The sequence below is a fragment of the Capnocytophaga cynodegmi DSM 19736 genome, assembly GCF_000379185.1.
Lineage (GTDB): Bacteria > Bacteroidota > Bacteroidia > Flavobacteriales > Flavobacteriaceae > Capnocytophaga > Capnocytophaga cynodegmi.
On the sequence record NZ_KB900715.1, the window covers coordinates 1 to 17,038 of the forward strand.

Sequence of the window (17,038 nt, forward strand, 5' to 3'; positions counted from 1 at the left end):
TTTGTTTTTATCCGTCAAATTACCTTATTCCTTGCTTTCCAATATTTCCCTGATAAAAAATAAAGTAGCTTATAATGTGTATATTACAGCTTTTTGCTTACTTTCGAAATTTGGCTTTATTTTTTCTGAAAAAAACTTTGGTTTTACAATTTAATTCTTACCTTTGCGGAACATTTATATCAAATTTAATGACAATTAACAACACATATTTCGGTTTTTATTATTTTTATTTTTCTAAATAAAAATCGAGGCTTTGTGTAAATATAGTAATATAAATAAATTTTAAGGTTAAACAATGAAAAGTCTCGGGTAATAGCGGGGCTTTTTTTTATGTTTTGATATCATCAATTAAGATATGCAACAAAAAATAGCAATTCAAGGAATAAAAGGGTCGTTTCATTATCAGGCAGCTCAGGAATATTTCGGCAATCAAATTACGATTATGGAATGCGACTCCTTTGACAAAGTAGCCCAAAGTTTGCTTAAGAATGAAGCCGATTTGGGGGTAATGGCTATCGAAAATAGCATAGCAGGTTCCATTTTGCCTAATTATGCTCTTATTGACCGATTGAAGCTCAATATTATTGGAGAGCATTACATTGATATTCAGCAAAATTTGATGGCTCTTTCAGGGCAAGACCTCAATGACCTTAAAGAGGTTCACTCTCACCCGATGGCTCTACTACAATGTAAACAATTCTTTGAAAATTACCCACATATCAAATTGGTTGAAGATACCGATACGGCAAGTACCGCCCAACGTATTCATCAAAAACAACTTTTAGGAATTGGTGCAATCGGCTCAAAATCAGCAGCAGAATTGTATAATTTGAACATTATTCGCCATAGTATCCAAACGATGAAAATCAATGCCACTCGCTTTGTAATACTGACCACAAAAGAGGAAAAAATCGACCGAAATCAGGTTAATAAAGCCTCTTTAAAATTTCAAGTGCACCACAAACGCGGAAGCCTCGCCACCGTTCTGAATGTAATCAGCGATTGCCGAATAAATATGACTAAAATTCAGTCACTTCCTGTGATTGAAACTCCTTGGAAATACGCCTTTTTTGTGGATATTGTATTTGAAAATTATGAAGATTTTGAAAAAGCAGAGAAATTATTATCCATTATGGCAGAAGATTTTAAAGTTTTAGGAGTTTATAAAAATGCATTGATATAATTCATTCTAAGTAGAAAAATCAACCCATTTACAAAATATGAAAACAGCAGTCATTATCGGTTTAGGACTTATCGGAGGGTCAATGGCTCTTGAGCTTCGCAAACGTTGCGGATACCAAATTTTGGGAATTGATGCTAATGCCGAAAATGCACAAAAAGCATTGGCTTTAAACATCATAGATAAAATAGTCGATTACAACCACATCACAAATGCGGATATAGTAATTGTGGCCGTGCCAGTAGATATTATCCCCAAAGTATTACAAAAAGCCCTCGATTACGCAGGTGAGCAAACCGTAGTTATGGATATGGGGTCAGTGAAAGGAAGTATTTGCAAATCTGTTGAAAATCATCCAAACAGAAAAAATTTTGTAGCAAGTCACCCAATGGCAGGAACGGAATTTTCAGGTCCAGAGGCAGCAATTTACAATCTGTTTGACCACAAAGTGATGGTTTTTTGTGAGACAGAAAAAAGCGATAAACATCTGGTAGAAAAGGCAATTGAATTCGCTCAAAAGCTGAATATGCGAATCAAAATACTATCGCCCGAAGCCCACGACCGCCACACGGCTTACGTGTCGCACCTATCACACGTGAGTTCGTTTATGCTCGGAAAAACCGTTCTGGAAATAGAAAAAGATGAACAAAACATTTTTGATTTGGCAAGTACAGGGTTTGCCTCCACCGTGAGATTAGCCAAGAGCGATGCCGCAATGTGGTGTCCTATCTTTCTGGAAAACAGAGAAAACGTACTAAAATCCCTTGATGAATACATCAAAAATCTAGAAGAATTCAGAATACTTATTCAAAACCAAGAAGACAAAAAAATCCGAAAAACAATCAAAGAAATCAATTATATCAAGAAAATTTTAAAATAGATTTTTCTTTTATTTTACATATAAACAACTGAATTTCAGATTACAAAATAAAAATTCAAAAACAACAATACATTTGAAACCTATGGAAATAACAGCAGAAAATAAAAAATGGTTAACTGATTTGCAATTATCACATCCTTTGGTGATTGCAGGTCCTTGCAGTGCCGAAACCGAAGAACAAGTATTAAAAATTGCCCATCAATTGAAAGATACCGATGTGAATTATTTTCGGGCAGGAATTTGGAAACCTCGTACACGTCCAGGAATGTTTGAAGGTGTGGGAGCTTTGGGTTTGAAGTGGTTACAGCGCGTAAAGCAAGAAACAGGAATGAAAGTTGCCACCGAAGTCGCCAACAAAGACCACGTAAAATTAGCGTTGGAACACGACATTGATATGCTTTGGATTGGAGCGCGTTCTACTGTAAGTCCGTTTATTATTCAGGAAATTGCCGACGAATTGGAAAATACCGATAAAATCGTTTTGGTAAAAAATCCTGTAAACCCTGATTTACCACTTTGGATTGGAGCTTTGGAGCGTCTGCAACGAGCGGAAATCAAAAATCTGGGCGTCATTCATCGTGGTTTTTCTACTTATGAAAAGACAAAATACCGAAATATTCCTGAATGGCAGTTAGTTATCGAACTTCAAAATAAATTTCCAGAATTACCGCTCATCTGCGACCCTTCACACATTACGGGCAAACGTGATATGATTTTTGACGTTTCACAAACTGCTCTTGACCTGAATTTTGACGGCTTAATGATTGAAACGCATATTTCGCCCGACCAAGCTTGGAGTGATGCTGCTCAGCAAGTTACCCCCGAAACTTTGGTTCAGATAATGAAAGATTTGCGAATTCGTAAACAAACCACCTCGGAAGAAGATTACCAAAGTCAGCTTAGCGAATTGCGTTCAAAAATCGATGTTTTGGACGACCAACTTCTTGATTTACTAAAAAAGAGAATGACCGCTTCAGATAATATCGGGAAACTTAAAAAGGAGAAGAACGTTGCTGTACTTCAAAATTCACGTTGGTATGCCCTTTTAGGAAAAATGATTTTGGAAGGACAGCAACGCGGACTCAGTGAAGAATTCATAACACACCTGTTCAAAGCTATCCATCAAGAATCTATCAACCGACAAGAGAGAATTATAAAAGGGTAAGTTATTTTCGTAATCTGACTCTATCATAAACAAACTGCTTGAAATATGTATTTTCAAGCAGTTTGTTTTTTTATAATACATTTTCTTCTAGTTTCTATCCCTTTCCGCCAGTCGTAATATATCTCCGAATATGCCTCGTGCTGTTACGGCGGCTCCGGCTCCAGCTCCTTGAATTACAATAGGGTGATTTCCGTACGATTCGGTATAAATCTCAAAAATAGAATCGGCTCCCTTTACTTGCCCCAACACACTTTCTTTGGGAACGGAAACCAGCTTCACTTCAAGACGAGAAGTTTGAGTTTGACTCAAATTTCCGTGCAGGTCACCCACATATCTCAAAACGTGATTAGGCTCTTGATTCCACTTAATCTCTTGAAATTCAACATCAAATTCATTCAACCGAGATAAGAAATCAGCTACACTTCCTTGACGTAAATGCTCAGGAATTAAATTCTGGATAGCTATTTCATCAAATTCATTCTCCAAATCCAACTCACGGGCAAGAATAAGCAATTTTCGTCCGACATCATTTCCGCAAAGGTCTTCACGCGGGTCAGGTTCGGTATAGCCACTATCGATAGCGGTTTGAAGCACCTGACTGAAAGGTTGGTCGCCTTCCGAAAACGTATTGAACAAATAACTAAGTGTTCCAGAAAATATCCCTTTAATACGTGTAATATTTTCCCCCGAGAGGTGCAGTAATTTAATGGTGTCAATCAACGGAAGCCCTGCTCCAACATTGGTTTCATACAAGTATTGCTTTTGATTATCTTTAAGTACTTGTCTTAATTTCTGATAGAAATCGTATGAAACCGTATTGGCTATTTTATTTGCTGAAACTAAGTCAAATCCATTCTCAATGAGCGGAATATAATTTTCTACAAATGTTTTACTTGCAGTTGCATCTACTGCAATCAAATTTTCAAGATGATGTTTTTTAACAAAATTGAAGATGTCTTCCAGTTGATATTGTTTACCGAGAGTTTCAAAATTTTGATATTCATCAGAAGTAATTCCCTTCGGATTGAAAAGGCATTTGCTCGAATTTGCCACCGCAACAATTCGCAAACTAATGTTTTTTCTTGACAATATAGATTCCTGAGCGTCAAATATTTGCTTCACAAGTGTTCCGCCTACGGTTCCTCTTCCGAAAATCACCAAATTCAATCGTTTTGAAATCGAAAAAATTTCGCCGTGGATAACATTCAAAGCCTTCTGTAACTGATGATTATACACTACCACGCTCACATTATTTCCAGTGACGGCATTATTGATTAGAAGTGGAGTTATTTGATTGCGAATCAACGCATTGTAAGGCTTATGAAAAGTTGCCATATCTTGTCCCACGATAGAAATTACTCCCACATTTTTTACCACAGAAACTTCACTTACATCTTTGGTATAAAAGTCGGACTCAAACTCTTCCTCCAAAGCTTTCTTGGCTTTTTCAGCATGTTGATTTGCCACCAAAAAACCAATTCCACGCTCCGATGAACCCTGAGAAATGATGCTCACACTGATATTGCGTTGTGCTAAAGCTCTGAAAATCCGAGCATCAACCCCAACCTGTCCTAGCAATCCTCTTCCTTCGAGAATTATCAACGCATTTCCTTCCAAAACCGATAACGAACGTATGCCTTTTTCAGCGGTTTGCGAATGAATCAATGTTCCAGCATCATCAGCGTTAAACGTATTGAGAATACGAAGTGGAATACCTTTGGAAATCAACGGAATAATTGTTTTGGCGTGTAGAATCGTAGCACCAAAATTTGCCAATTCATTAGCTTCCTGATAGGATAAATGACGAATGATTTGAGCCTCCGAAACCCAATCAGGATTAGCCGTATATATCCCATTCACGTGTGTAAAGTTCTGTAATTCTTCCGCTTGGAGAAAATTCGCAAATAAAGCCGCTGAATAATTGCTTCCGTTACGTCCTAAAGTAGTGGTTTCGCCTTTTTCGGTTGCTGCGATAAATCCAGTGACTACCGCTACTACCCTCTTAGGAAGTTGCTCAAAAAAAGTTTGGGTTTTCTGCTGAGAAATTGCCTCCTTTACTTGGGCGTTTCCAGGATGGTCGTCGCTTACCAGAAGTTTTCTACTATCTACAAAAACAGCATTAATTCCTCTCTTTTCAAGAAGATAAGTAACCAATTTTGCCGAAATAATTTCGCCTTGAGCCACGATTTGGTCTTTGATTTTATCGCTGTAATCTCCTAAAAGCGAAACCCCTTCAAAAAGTTTTTCAAGTAAGGCAAATTCCTCTGGAAAATCCAAATCATAGACTTTTTGATAGGTTTTAAAATCTTCAAAAATAGGAAGATATGACTCTCCTGAGGTAGCTCTTTCCAATATCGCTAACAAATCATCTGTGGCGTTTCCTCGTGCTGAAACTACCAAAGCAATGTGTTCGCCTTTCTTTATTTTTTGTTCAACGATTTCAAGCACGGTTTCCAGCCCCTTGCCGCTAGCCAATGATTTTCCTCCAAATTTTAATATTTTCATTGTATTGATTCTTAAATTATAGTTCTTAAAATTTTATCTAACTGCTGATATTCAATCAAAAACGCATCGTGTCCGTGAATGGAATCGATTTCGTGATAGGTGGCTTTCTTACCCATTTTCTGTAAAACAGCATAAGTCTGCCGATTTTCCTCAGGAACAAAGTACAAATCTGAATTTGTGCCAATGATGTGAATTTCTGTCTGAACGTCTTTCATTACACTTTCAAAACTCGTTCTTCCTTCAGCAATATCAATTGTTTTTACCAGCTGATTCATAAGCTTATAGGCGGAAAGTGTGAAACGTTTTTCCAATTTTTCGCCGTGATGCAAAAGCCAAGTTTCTACATTACGAAGCGGTAGTTTCTCAAGATTAAAACTACGTTCAAACTTCATTTTGAAGGATTGAGGAGAACGATAACAAAGCATTGCGTGTAAACGAGCGTCGTGCAATGGGTTGGCTGAATTTTGTAAAATAGACTCTTGAATGAGGCTATTTGCAATGATCCAATCCGATGATTTCCAATCGGTTGCTACTGCTATCAAATGACCGAACAAATTGGGGGCAAGAGCAATCATTTCCCAAGCGATGCCTCCACCCACTGAATTCCCGACAAGAGCAAAAACTTGTTCAATATGCAACGCTTTCAGCCCCAGTAAAAAAAGCCGAGCCACATCACGTGCTATCCACTCTTTTGGATTTTCAATAAAAAATGAATTTTTATATCCGTTACCTGGAATATCAAAAACCAAAACACTATACTGCTCAGTATCAATAGGTCTCCCCTTGCCTACAGCCTCGTTCCACCAACCATTTTCGCCCGTAACTTGCGAATTTCCTGTAAGTGCGTGATTGACCACTATTAGAGGGGCTTCTCCTAATTTTTTTCCAAAAACTTGATACTGCAAGTGAATTTTCGAATATTTTCCTCCCGAAAGCGTTTCAAAATTCGATATTTCTATGTAAGGAAGGCTTGACATTTTTTAATTTTTAGATTTCATACACTAATGGATACTTTTTCAACTGAATTTCTGGCAGTTACAAAACTTTCGAGCAAGAAATCTATATCTTGACATCAGAAATACAACTGATAACCAACACCTAACACTAATTACTTGTAAAAGCAGCCTTTAAATCAGCTTTTAAATCTTCGATATCTTCCAAACCTACAGAAAGACGAATCAAATCAGGGGTTACTCCCGTTAATTGTTGTGATTCTTCGCTAAGTTGCTGATGTGTAGTACTTGCAGGATGAATTATCAGCGATTTGGTATCACCTAAATTCGCCAAAAGAGAAATGATTTTAACATTATCCACCGCTTTTTTCGCTCCTTCATACCCTGATTTCAATCCAAAAGTTAGCAAACCACTTTGTCCGTTAGGTAAATACTTGTCCGCTAAAGATTTATATGAACTATTTTCCAAACCTGGATAATTTACCCAAGCTACTTCGGGTTGCTGTGAAAGCCATTTTGCCAAAGCTAAAGTATTTTCGCTATGTCGTTTTATTCTGATTTCCAGCGTTTCCAAACCTTGAAGAATTTGAAAAGCGTTAAACGGGCTAAGTGCAGCTCCAAAATCACGAAGCCCCTCAATTCTCACCTTAGCGATGAAAGCCAAGTTTCCTAAGGCTTCGTGCAAAACTAATCCGTGATAACCTGCTGAAGGTTCGGTGAATTCAGGAAATTTTCCGCTACTCCAATCAAAGTTTCCTCCGTCAATGATAGCTCCACCAAGTGCCGTTCCATTTCCAGCAATATACTTTGTTAATGAATGGATTACAATATTCGCTCCATATTTAATCGGATTAAGTAGAGCAGGAGATGCTACTGTATTATCAGCAATTAGCGGAATATTATGCTTTTGTGCTACTTTGGCAATAGCTTCAATATCAAGCACATCTAATTTTGGGTTGCCTAAAGTTTCGATAAAAATACATTTGGTATTTTCTTGAATTGCTTTTTCAAAATTTTGCGGATTTTGTGGGTCAACAAAAGTAGTCGTGATACCCAATCGTGGCAACGTAACATTCAACAAATTGTAGGTTCCTCCGTATAAACTATTGGACGAAACAATATGGTCACCTGCCCGTAATAGAGTCAAAAATGTGGTAGAAAGAGCCGCCGTTCCTGATGCAGTAACTACCGCCCCAACGCCTCCTTCCAAAGCTGCCAGACGTTGTTCCAAAATATCGTTGGTAGGGTTGTTCAATCGGGTGTAGATGTATCCGCTTTCCGAAAGGTTGAATCGGGCAGCAGCTTGATCGCTATTTTCAAAAACATACGAAACGGTTTGATAAATCGGGATAGCTCTGTTTCCACCGTGTTGTTTAACATCATATCCTGCGTGTAGTGCCTGTGTAGCTGGTTTAAATTTACTCATAATTTCTTCTTTTTTTTACAATTTATAATTAACTAAGATTTTTCTATTTCTTTGATACAAAAAAACCTCTACATAAGCAGAGGTTTTATTCAAGTTTTATATTTCACTTTACAAAACGAATAGCTCTGCCGAATTTTCTCCGCACATCATCATAGACATCATTTTAAAAGTATATTTTTTCATCACATCAGTTTTTAACGGTGCAAATATAAACACTTTTTTATATTAAACAAAAAATAATTCTATATTTTTTACTTTTTAAAGTTATTTTTATCACAAATAGAGCATAATTAAAAAAATAACTATACGCCTGAACACACAACTAAAAAATCAATTTGATAAACTTACATTAATTGTTTTGTAGTCTGAAGTTATAAAAAATATTCTGAAACTTCATATCTTTTAAGTTTCGGCATATTTGTATCAAAAAATGTACATTCGTTGTACAGATTATATCCCACCAAGTATCTCAATTAATTTTTTAACTTATCTTTGCACTCATATTTGTATTCTTATGGAAAAAAACTATCCAATGTTAGCTAAAACCTTTTTTGGTTTTGAAGACATTTTAGCTACTGAACTACTAAAATTAGGTGCTATAAATGTACAAAAAGGCGTAAGAAATGTTTCGTTTGAAGGAGATAAAGGCTTTATGTACAAGGCAAACCTTTGTTTACGAACTGCGTTAAAAATTCTAAAACCAATTCATAAATTTTTCGTTCGCAATGAAAAAGATTATTATCAAAAATTATATGATTTTCAGTGGGAAAAATATTTTGATGTAAAACAAACTTTTGCTATTTCTGTAACTCTGCAAACAGAACTTTTCAATCATTCACAATATGTAGCCTTACGTGCCAAAGATGCTATTGTGGATAGATTTCGAAACACAACAGGAAAACGCCCTAATGTGGATACACTACACCCTGATTTACAACTACATATTCACGTCCAAAAAAATGAGGTCATCGTCTCTTTAGATAGCTCTGGAGCTTCATTACATCACAGAGGATATCGGTCAGCCACCAACATTGCTCCTATCAACGAAGTGTTGGCAGCAGGTATTTTGTTATTGAGTGGTTGGAATGGTCAGTCGGACTTTCTCGACCCGATGTGTGGGAGTGGTACTTTTCTTATAGAAGCAGCAATGATTGCCTGTAACATTCCTGCAAATATTCATCGTAAAGAATTTGCTTTTGAAAAATGGAACGATTTCGATATTGATTTGTTTGAAACAATTTTTGATAGTTGTTTGAAAAAAACTCGTGAATTTCATTATTCTATTGTAGGTTATGACAAAGCTCCATCGGCAGTGGCTAAAGCTAAAGAAAATCTAAAAAACGCTAATCTTTCCGACTATATTGAAATAAAACAAAAAAATTTCTTTGAAAGCGAGAAAGAAAACAAAAATTCTCCTTTGCATATGGTTTTCAATCCTCCATATAATGAACGTTTGCAAATTGATATTCCAAAATTTTACGAATCTATCGGTAATACATTGAAAAACAATTATCCAAATACAGATGCTTGGTTTATCACTTCCAACTTGGAATCTTTAAAATATGTGGGACTTCGTCCTTCGAGGAAAATCAAATTATTCAATGGAAAATTAGAAAGCCGACTCCTAAACTACAAAATGTACGAAGGAAGCAAAAAAGGAAAATACAATCAGTAAAATAAAACGAACTTTCTGGAATCCTAAAAGAATAATTTTTAGGATTCCTTTTTTTTAATTACTTTCGCAGGGTAAAGTTTTTAAAAATGAAGAAATTAATACCTCATTTCATAGCCATTGGGCTATTTATTGTTATTTCGTTAGCTTTCTTTTATCCTGTTTTACAAGGAAAAGCCATCTTCCAAAGCGATATTGTACAATACACGGGAATGGCGAAGGAACGTAATGATTTTCGAGCTTCCGAGAAAGAAGAATCGTACTGGACAAATAGTGCTTTCGGCGGAATGCCAACATATCAACTTGGAGCAAATTATCCGTATGATTTTATCAAAAAATTAGATAAAGCTATTCGTTTTTTACCTCGTCCAGCTGATTATTTATTCCTCTATTTCATAGGATTTTACATTCTGTTACTAACGCTAAAAGTTGATATAAGAACTGCCTTTTTAGGTGCAGTTGCTTTTGGTTTTTCTACCTATTTGATTATTATTCTGGGCGTTGGGCATAATGCAAAAGCACACGCAATTGGCTATTTTGCACCCATTTTAGCAGGTATTCTACTTGTTTTCAACAGAAAATATTTCTGGGGAGGGTTACTCACGGCTCTGGCTCTGGCTCTTGAAATTAACGCCAACCACTTCCAGATGACGTATTATCTGATGCTTTTAGTGCTTATTTTGGGCGGATTTATGCTATATAAATCGATAAAAAATAAAACTATTCCTCACTTTTTAAAATCATCAGGCGTACTCTTAGTCGCAGTAATTCTGAGTCTACTTTCCAATGCTACCTCTTTATTGGCTACACAAGAATATGCTCAATGGAGTACAAGAGGAAAATCCGAACTAACAATCACCCCTGATGGAAACCCTAAAGCAAATAGCGGATTATCAAAAGAATACATCACAGAATATAGCTACGGAATTGCAGAATCACTCAATTTAATTGTTCCAAGATTATTTGGAGGTTCTAACAATGAGGCTTTGGGAGAAAGTTCACACACCTATCAATTTTTAAGTAAACAAGGAGTACCTTCTTCACAAGCTCTTGATTTTGCTAATGCACTTCCTACCTATTGGGGTAGCCAACCCATAGTTGCTGCTCCTGCTTATATCGGAGCGGTTATATTTTTCCTTTTTGTACTATCTTTATTCTTGGTAAAAGGCTACAAAAAATGGTGGCTTTTAGGTGGAACTATTATGGCGTTATTGCTTTCGTGGGGAAAAAATTTCGGTTTCTTAACTGACCTTATGATTGGTTATTTTCCGTTGTATGACAAATTTCGTGCGGTATCGTCCATTCAAGTGATTTTAGAATTGTGTGTGCCAATTTTGGCGATGCTCGGTTTGCATCAATTTCTGAAAAATACAGCTGAAGAAAATAAAAAGCCTTTACTTTATTCATTGTATATTTCTTTGGGAATTTTATTACTACTTTTTTTAGCAAAAGGATTTTTCGATTTTACAGCCACGACAGACGCTCTTTATGAAAAATACTACGGAAAAGAAGTTATGGCAATGATTATGGAAGACCGCCAATCTATCTATACATCAGATGTTTTAAGAACTCTCTTCTTCATTTTATTAACTGCATTAGCATTATTTCTATATCAAAATTCGAAAATACCAAAATGGGGAATGCAACTCGCTTTGCTGCTTCTCATCATTCTGGATTTGGGAGGAGTCGCAAATCGATATGTAAACAGTTCCGATTTTGTTCAAGCTCGTCAAATGCTTCAACCTTTCCAAGCTACACAAGCAGACACTCAAATACTTGAAGATGAGTCCTATTTTCGTGTGTATGAACCTGAAGTAGGAATTAACGGAGCCAGAACTTCGTATTTCCATCATTCTATCGGAGGATATCACGCAGCCAAACCAAAAAGATTGCAAGAATTATTTGACTATCAGATTAAAGGAAATATGGAAGTTCTTAATATGCTCAATGTAAAATATGTATTGCTTAAAGACGAAAAGGGACAAATACGTCCGATGCAAAATGAAGATGCTTTAGGAAATGCTTGGTTTGTCTCTAAGTTGAAAACTGTCAAAACTAATGACGAAATGATGGCAAATCTCACTAAATTTAATCCTAAAGAAGAGGCTATCATTTTGACTGATGACAACGCCAAATCTTCTTTCAAAACAAAACCTGAATTTGTAACTGATAGCACAACCACAATTTCACTAAAGAGCTATCAACCAAATAAATTGGTTTATGAAAGTGATAACAAAAACTCAGGATTTGCTGTTTTCTCGGAAATGCACTATCCTCACGGCTGGAAAGCAACTATTGACGGAAAAGAGAACGAATACTATCGCGTAAATTACTTACTACGTGGAATGCCTATTCCTGCTGGGAAACATACAATTGTTTTTGAATTTGAACCTGAAGTAGTTAAAACAGGAAGTAGAATTTCACTAATCGGAAATATTTTGCTAATTTTGTTACTTTTGGGAGGTGTTTTTTGGGAAATCAGAGCAAAAAAACAAAATTTGAAATAAGTCATAGAGTATACTCCTTTGTTAAAAAATAAAGAGCGGATATCAAAAATATCCGCTCTTTATATTAATTATAAATTCCTAATTATTTCTTCTTTTTAAATATCAAGTTTATTAAAAATAAGATAACAATAGCTCCGATAGCTCCTGTTAAGATAGAACCAATCCATCCCTCTCCAAGCGAAATGTTAAATACACCCCCTAGAAGCCAAGAACCTACACTACTTCCAAGAATACCAACAATGATATTCCCAATAAGTCCTAATCCACTACCTTTATAGATAGTCCCTCCTAACCATCCTGCGATGGCTCCAATAACAAGTGTTGCAATAATGCCCATAAATTTTATTTTTTTTATTAATTTTCACAAATATAAAAAAAATAATCGAAATATACAAATTTTGTTGCAAAAAACAGTTTAAAAATAGTAAAAAAAGCTAATTTTAGATAATCATTTATATTTCAATAAAAAATGATTTTAGAAACAAAGATACTGAAAATCAACATCTTTTAAGTCTAAAATCATTCTTAAAATTATAAATTGCAGTTATAAAGCAAATTACATTTTTTTTAGTCCTTTCAACTGACTTTTATCAGTTACTTCAGTGATACTAATTGCATATCCTCCTGCTGGAACAGAAGTGAGATTTAACTTCGTTTTTGATGTAACAATTCCTTTACGGATAGTATACGCCTGTGGATTGGTTTTATAGTCTGCATTATGAGCATCACTATAGATAGTAGCAATATATTGTTTATTTGAATCCAAAAAGTCTAATTTTATTTTTGAATTAAAACGCTCATAACCTGCCACATTTCCAACAAACCAATTATTTGTACCTTTTGCTTTTCGGGCAACAGTGATGTATTTTCCTGGTTCAGCTTCTAAGTAAATACTTCTATCCCAATCCACTGCAACGTCTTTAATAAATTGAAAAGCATCTAAAAAACGTTCATAATTTTCAGGCAAATCTGCTGCCATTTGCAAAGGGCTGTACATTGTTACATACAAAGCCAATTGGTTACATAAAGTTGTATTTACGTGCGAATTATTTTCTGGATTTAATTTACTGATTTGCATTTCAAAAATACCAGGTGTATAATCCATAGGACCTCCCATCAATCGAGTAAAAGGCAAAATGGTAGTATGATTAGGCTTACTTCCTCCAAAGGCTTGAAATTCCGTACCACGAGCCGATTCTTGTGCTAATAGATTAGGATAGGTTCTGTGTAATCCTGTCATATGAACTGATTCGTGAGCATTGACCATAATTTTGTATTCAGCAGCTTTTTTAATGGCGTACAAATAGTGATTTACCATCCATTGTCCATAATGATGTTCTCCACGAGGAATAATATCACCTACATAACCACTTTTCACAGAATTATAACCATTATCTACCATAAATTGATAGGCTTTATCCAAATGACGTTCATAATTTCGGATAGAACTCGAAGTTTCGTGATGCATTTGTAGTCTCATATTTTTACTTCGAGCGTATTCATTTAACATTTTTACATCAAAATCAGGATAAGGAGTTACAAAATCAAACACATAATCTTTTGACTTTCCGAACCAATCTTCCCAACCTACGTTCCAACCTTCTACCAACAACTGGTCAAATCCGTGTTTTGAAGCAAAATCAATATATTTTTTTACATTTTCATTATTAGCTGCGTGTTTTCCATTAGGTTTTAATTTTGAGAAATCAGTAACCCCCAATTGTACACTTGGCACATCGGCATACGCCCAAGAGCTTTTTCCTGTAATCATCTCCCACCAAACTCCCATATATTTAACGGGCTTAATCCAAGAAGTATCCTCAATTGCACAAGGTTCATTCAAATTTAAAATAAGCTTAGAAGCTAATATATTACGTGCATCATCACTTACTACAATCGTTCTCCAAGGTGATTGAGAAGGAGCCTGAATATACCCTTTATTTCCTTGTGCATCAGGTGTAAGCCAAGTTTGAAATACGAAATTAGAATCATCTAAATCCAAATTCATAGCTGAATAATCAACCAATGCGGCTTCGTGAATATTGATGTACAATTTTCCTTGATTTGATTTCAGCATCAATGGAGTTTGGACACCTGTTTCGGAAAATACTTTTTGTGAAGCATTTGAAGTCACTGCAGTTTTATGCAAACCTCTGATTTCCGACAACTTAGAAGTAGTATAATCATATTCCTGAGTATCGTAATCACCTGCTAACCAGAAAGCAGTTAGGTCTTCAGACATCGCAAATTGCGTTTTTTCTTCCTTAATAACAAAATAAATTAGATTTTTTTGCTCAGGAAATTCATACCGAAATCCCAATCCGTCATTAAACAAACGAAAACGAATAATCAATTTTCTATCTGTAACCTCCTGATACAAAGACACTTCTAATTCATTATAATGATTACGAATCTGCTTTTCCTCACCCCAAACAGGCTCCCAAGTTTCATCAAAAGTAGAAGTGTTACTTGAAACCAACTTGAAGTTATCATATAAAGAATTTTCAGCATTGCTATCATTTCTGTTGATTTCTGTACCGAACTCCATTTTGTTTTCGCCCTTGAGTTCTAATCCCAAAAAACTTGGTTTGATAACTTGCTTCCCTTTGTAATTCAGAGAATATTGAGGTTTTCCTCCTTGAATGGAAAAATTCAGAAGTAAATTTCCATCAGGAGATTTTAAAGATTGTTGTGCATTAATTGACATTGTCGTAATTAACGCCAAAATAATGGATAATTTTTTCATAAATGCTATTTTTATATATTTCTCAAAAACAAAAATTGAATTAATTCCACCTCAGACTTTCCATAATTCGGCGGACATCTTTTTCTAAATAACTACTGGCTGGTTGAATAGAATCATAATTTGGTGTGACTTTAAAATAAACCGAACCTGAAATAAAATTTGAAACACTATCCGTTACATAAAACTGAGCTTGGGAAGCCGCATTTCCGTAAACCTGATAAAACATTCCATAAACTCGAGTAGTATCGTTCACAAAAACATTCGAGGCTATATTATCCGCCTTGATTGTATGGTCGTATGTGAATTTTTGTGCATCACGCAACAAATTACGAATATTATTATTTACTTTCTTGTAAGACAAATAGATAGTAGCTTTCATTTTGGGATACTCTATATCTAAGTCACAAGATTTTCCTTTCGGCTTTATGTTTGAGAGTGAATTCACATCAAATGTAAAGGAGCAATCAGAATTACCAGAATACATTTTATATTGAGTCTCTGGATACTCCAAGCGAAGAGCTGCTTTGGGTTTCGGAAAAGTCTCTCCTCCACAGGAACTAAGAAACAAACCAATGAATATCAATAATATAAATAGAATATTTTTCATTTTCCAGAATAGAACAAAATTATTTATCTGTTTTACGAACTCGAATTTGTTTGATTCGTTTTTTATCAAAAGCTTCCACCGTAAAAACATAATTTTCAAAAGAAATAGGAATATTTTTCTGCGGAAAATTCCCTGAAACTTCCAACAAAAATCCTGCCAAAGTTTCTGCTTCTCCACGTTTTTCTTCAAAAATAAATTCTTCTTCATCAGTTAGTTGAAGTATTCTATAAAAATCTTTCAAAGTGGTTTTCCCCTCAAAAACGAAAGTATTATTATCTATTTTTGAATACGTAACATCCTCATCATCAAATTCATCATTAATATTTCCTACGATTTCTTCAATGATATCCTCCAAAGTGATAATACCACGAGTTCCTCCATATTCATCGACAACCACAGCCAAATGTATCTTCTTCTCCTGAAATTCACTCAACAAATCGTCTAATTTTTTATTTTCAGGAACAAAAAAAGCCTTTCTTTTCACACTATTCCAATCAAAATCAGCCTTTTCTAAATGCGGAAGTAAATCTTTAATGTAAACAATTCCAGTGATATTATCTAAACTTTCTTTGTATACAGGAATGCGAGAATAACCGATTTTTACAATTTCTGCAAGAGCTTCTTGGTAAGAAAGTTCCTCATTTAAAGCAAAAATATCTATGCGAGGCACCATTACCTCCCGAGTTTCAGTATTACCAAAGGAAACGATGCTTTCCAATATTTTTTTCTCTTCGTGTGTTGTATCGTCAGAAGATGTAAGCTCCAGAGCTTGAGACAATTGACCCACAGAGAAATTTGTTGTTTTCTTTCCGAATCGTTTTTGAATTGAACTTGTGAAATTTTTCATAGGAATGCTTAATGGCGTCAAAATCACGTCCAACACATAAAGTGGATAAGCTACTTTTTTTGCAAACGAAATATTATTGCGATTAGCATATATTTTAGGCAAAATTTCTCCACAAAGCAAAATCATAAATGTAACAAGCCCTACATCTAAAATAGCTCTAATCAATTCGCTTTCAATACTTCCAAATATAAAGTCACCCAAATCCACAAAAAGAAGAACTATTGATATATTCACTAAATTATTAGCTATCAGAATAGTCGCTAATAATTTTTTAGGGTCAGAAAGTAATTTTGTGATGATTTTTCCTGAAGGAGAGTTGCTTTCCTTTTCGTTATTCACTTCTGTTGGAGAAAGCGAAAAAAGAGCCACTTCCGAGCCTGAAATTAAGGCAGAACAATACAGAAGTATCAGAAAGACAACAAATTGCCCAATAATCGAAAAATTAATTACATCAAACCACAATACAATTTGATTGAAGGGCATCAAAAAAGTGAAAAATAAATTAAGGGGAGGCTCTAAGTCCAAATTTATATAAATTAGTTAAACAATA

The 17,038-nt window shown here is 35.1% G+C and carries 12 protein-coding genes; 5 read left to right on the forward strand and 7 right to left on the reverse strand.

The genetic code is table 11. The features are described from left to right. Positions 1–355 precede the first annotated feature (355 nt). The 3 genes from YW9_RS0105295 (at position 356) to YW9_RS0105305 (ending at position 3,225) form a co-directional block, all read left to right on the forward strand. Entirely contained in the window at positions 356–1,183 is an 828-nt protein-coding gene (locus tag YW9_RS0105295; protein WP_018279152.1) for a prephenate dehydratase, read from the forward strand. A 37-nt stretch (positions 1,184–1,220) separates the two neighbouring features. Further along, positions 1,221–2,060: a prephenate dehydrogenase gene (locus YW9_RS0105300; protein WP_018279153.1), complete on the forward strand. Its 840-nt coding sequence runs from the start codon at positions 1,221–1,223 to the stop codon at positions 2,058–2,060. Between the two features lie 82 nt (positions 2,061–2,142). Next, positions 2,143–3,225 carry a bifunctional 3-deoxy-7-phosphoheptulonate synthase/chorismate mutase type II gene (locus YW9_RS0105305; protein WP_018279154.1) on the forward strand — a complete coding sequence of 361 codons (1,083 nt, stop codon included), beginning with the start codon at positions 2,143–2,145 and terminating at the stop codon, positions 3,223–3,225. Positions 3,226–3,312: 87 nt separating this feature from the next. On the opposite strand, the gene thrA is transcribed toward YW9_RS0105305, so the two are convergent. The 3 genes from thrA to YW9_RS0105320 form a co-directional block, all read right to left on the reverse strand. Further along, positions 3,313–5,730, reverse strand: a complete 2,418-nt coding sequence (gene thrA / locus YW9_RS0105310) for a bifunctional aspartate kinase/homoserine dehydrogenase I (protein ID WP_018279155.1) — start codon at positions 5,728–5,730, stop codon at positions 3,313–3,315. Positions 5,731–5,741: 11 nt separating this feature from the next. Beyond that, complete coding sequence (locus YW9_RS0105315) at positions 5,742–6,707, reverse strand: alpha/beta fold hydrolase (protein ID WP_018279156.1); 966 nt, start codon at positions 6,705–6,707, stop codon at positions 5,742–5,744. A 127-nt stretch (positions 6,708–6,834) separates the two neighbouring features. Beyond that, the gene (locus tag YW9_RS0105320; RefSeq protein WP_018279157.1) at positions 6,835–8,109 is read right to left on the reverse strand and encodes an O-acetylhomoserine aminocarboxypropyltransferase/cysteine synthase family protein; all 1,275 of its coding nucleotides are present in this window, start codon (positions 8,107–8,109) and stop codon (positions 6,835–6,837) included. A gap of 514 nt (positions 8,110–8,623) precedes the next feature. Here YW9_RS0105320 and YW9_RS0105325 point away from each other — a divergent pair. Both YW9_RS0105325 and YW9_RS0105330 read left to right on the forward strand, forming a co-directional pair. Next, on the forward strand, positions 8,624–9,784 hold the full coding sequence (locus YW9_RS0105325) for a THUMP domain-containing class I SAM-dependent RNA methyltransferase (protein ID WP_018279158.1): 1,161 nt from the start codon (positions 8,624–8,626) through the stop codon (positions 9,782–9,784). Between the two features lie 86 nt (positions 9,785–9,870). Beyond that, positions 9,871–12,288 carry a YfhO family protein gene (locus tag YW9_RS0105330; protein WP_018279159.1) on the forward strand — a complete coding sequence of 806 codons (2,418 nt, stop codon included), beginning with the start codon at positions 9,871–9,873 and terminating at the stop codon, positions 12,286–12,288. Between the two features lie 82 nt (positions 12,289–12,370). On the opposite strand, the gene YW9_RS0105335 is transcribed toward YW9_RS0105330, so the two are convergent. From YW9_RS0105335 to YW9_RS0105350, 4 genes are all read right to left on the reverse strand, one after another. Then, complete coding sequence (locus YW9_RS0105335) at positions 12,371–12,625, reverse strand: GlsB/YeaQ/YmgE family stress response membrane protein (RefSeq protein WP_018279160.1); 255 nt, start codon at positions 12,623–12,625, stop codon at positions 12,371–12,373. A gap of 219 nt (positions 12,626–12,844) precedes the next feature. Beyond that, complete coding sequence (locus tag YW9_RS0105340) at positions 12,845–15,034, reverse strand: glycoside hydrolase family 97 protein (RefSeq protein ID WP_018279161.1); 2,190 nt, start codon at positions 15,032–15,034, stop codon at positions 12,845–12,847. A gap of 40 nt (positions 15,035–15,074) precedes the next feature. Continuing rightward, positions 15,075–15,641, reverse strand: coding sequence for a gliding motility lipoprotein GldD (gene gldD / locus YW9_RS0105345; RefSeq protein WP_026193838.1), 567 nt, complete (start codon positions 15,639–15,641; stop codon positions 15,075–15,077). A gap of 19 nt (positions 15,642–15,660) precedes the next feature. Then, positions 15,661–16,971, reverse strand: coding sequence for a gliding motility-associated protein GldE (locus YW9_RS0105350; RefSeq protein WP_018279163.1), 1,311 nt, complete (start codon positions 16,969–16,971; stop codon positions 15,661–15,663). Positions 16,972–17,038: the final 67 nt, after the last annotated feature.

Bases quoted from the DNA above. Each gene is read 5' to 3' on its own strand.
- YW9_RS0105295 (WP_018279152.1), top strand. From the start codon at position 356: ATGCAACAAAAAATAGCAATTCAAGGAATAAAAGGGTCGTTTCATTAT.
- YW9_RS0105300 (WP_018279153.1), top strand. From the start codon at position 1,221: ATGAAAACAGCAGTCATTATCGGTTTAGGACTTATCGGAGGGTCAATG.
- YW9_RS0105305 (WP_018279154.1), top strand. From the start codon at position 2,143: ATGGAAATAACAGCAGAAAATAAAAAATGGTTAACTGATTTGCAATTA.
- thrA (WP_018279155.1), bottom strand. From the start codon at position 5,730: ATGAAAATATTAAAATTTGGAGGAAAATCATTGGCTAGCGGCAAGGGG.
- YW9_RS0105315 (WP_018279156.1), bottom strand. From the start codon at position 6,707: ATGTCAAGCCTTCCTTACATAGAAATATCGAATTTTGAAACGCTTTCG.
- YW9_RS0105320 (WP_018279157.1), bottom strand. From the start codon at position 8,109: ATGAGTAAATTTAAACCAGCTACACAGGCACTACACGCAGGATATGAT.
- YW9_RS0105325 (WP_018279158.1), top strand. From the start codon at position 8,624: ATGGAAAAAAACTATCCAATGTTAGCTAAAACCTTTTTTGGTTTTGAA.
- YW9_RS0105330 (WP_018279159.1), top strand. From the start codon at position 9,871: ATGAAGAAATTAATACCTCATTTCATAGCCATTGGGCTATTTATTGTT.
- YW9_RS0105335 (WP_018279160.1), bottom strand. From the start codon at position 12,625: ATGGGCATTATTGCAACACTTGTTATTGGAGCCATCGCAGGATGGTTA.
- YW9_RS0105340 (WP_018279161.1), bottom strand. From the start codon at position 15,034: ATGAAAAAATTATCCATTATTTTGGCGTTAATTACGACAATGTCAATT.
- gldD (WP_026193838.1), bottom strand. From the start codon at position 15,641: ATGAAAAATATTCTATTTATATTATTGATATTCATTGGTTTGTTTCTT.
- YW9_RS0105350 (WP_018279163.1), bottom strand. From the start codon at position 16,971: ATGCCCTTCAATCAAATTGTATTGTGGTTTGATGTAATTAATTTTTCG.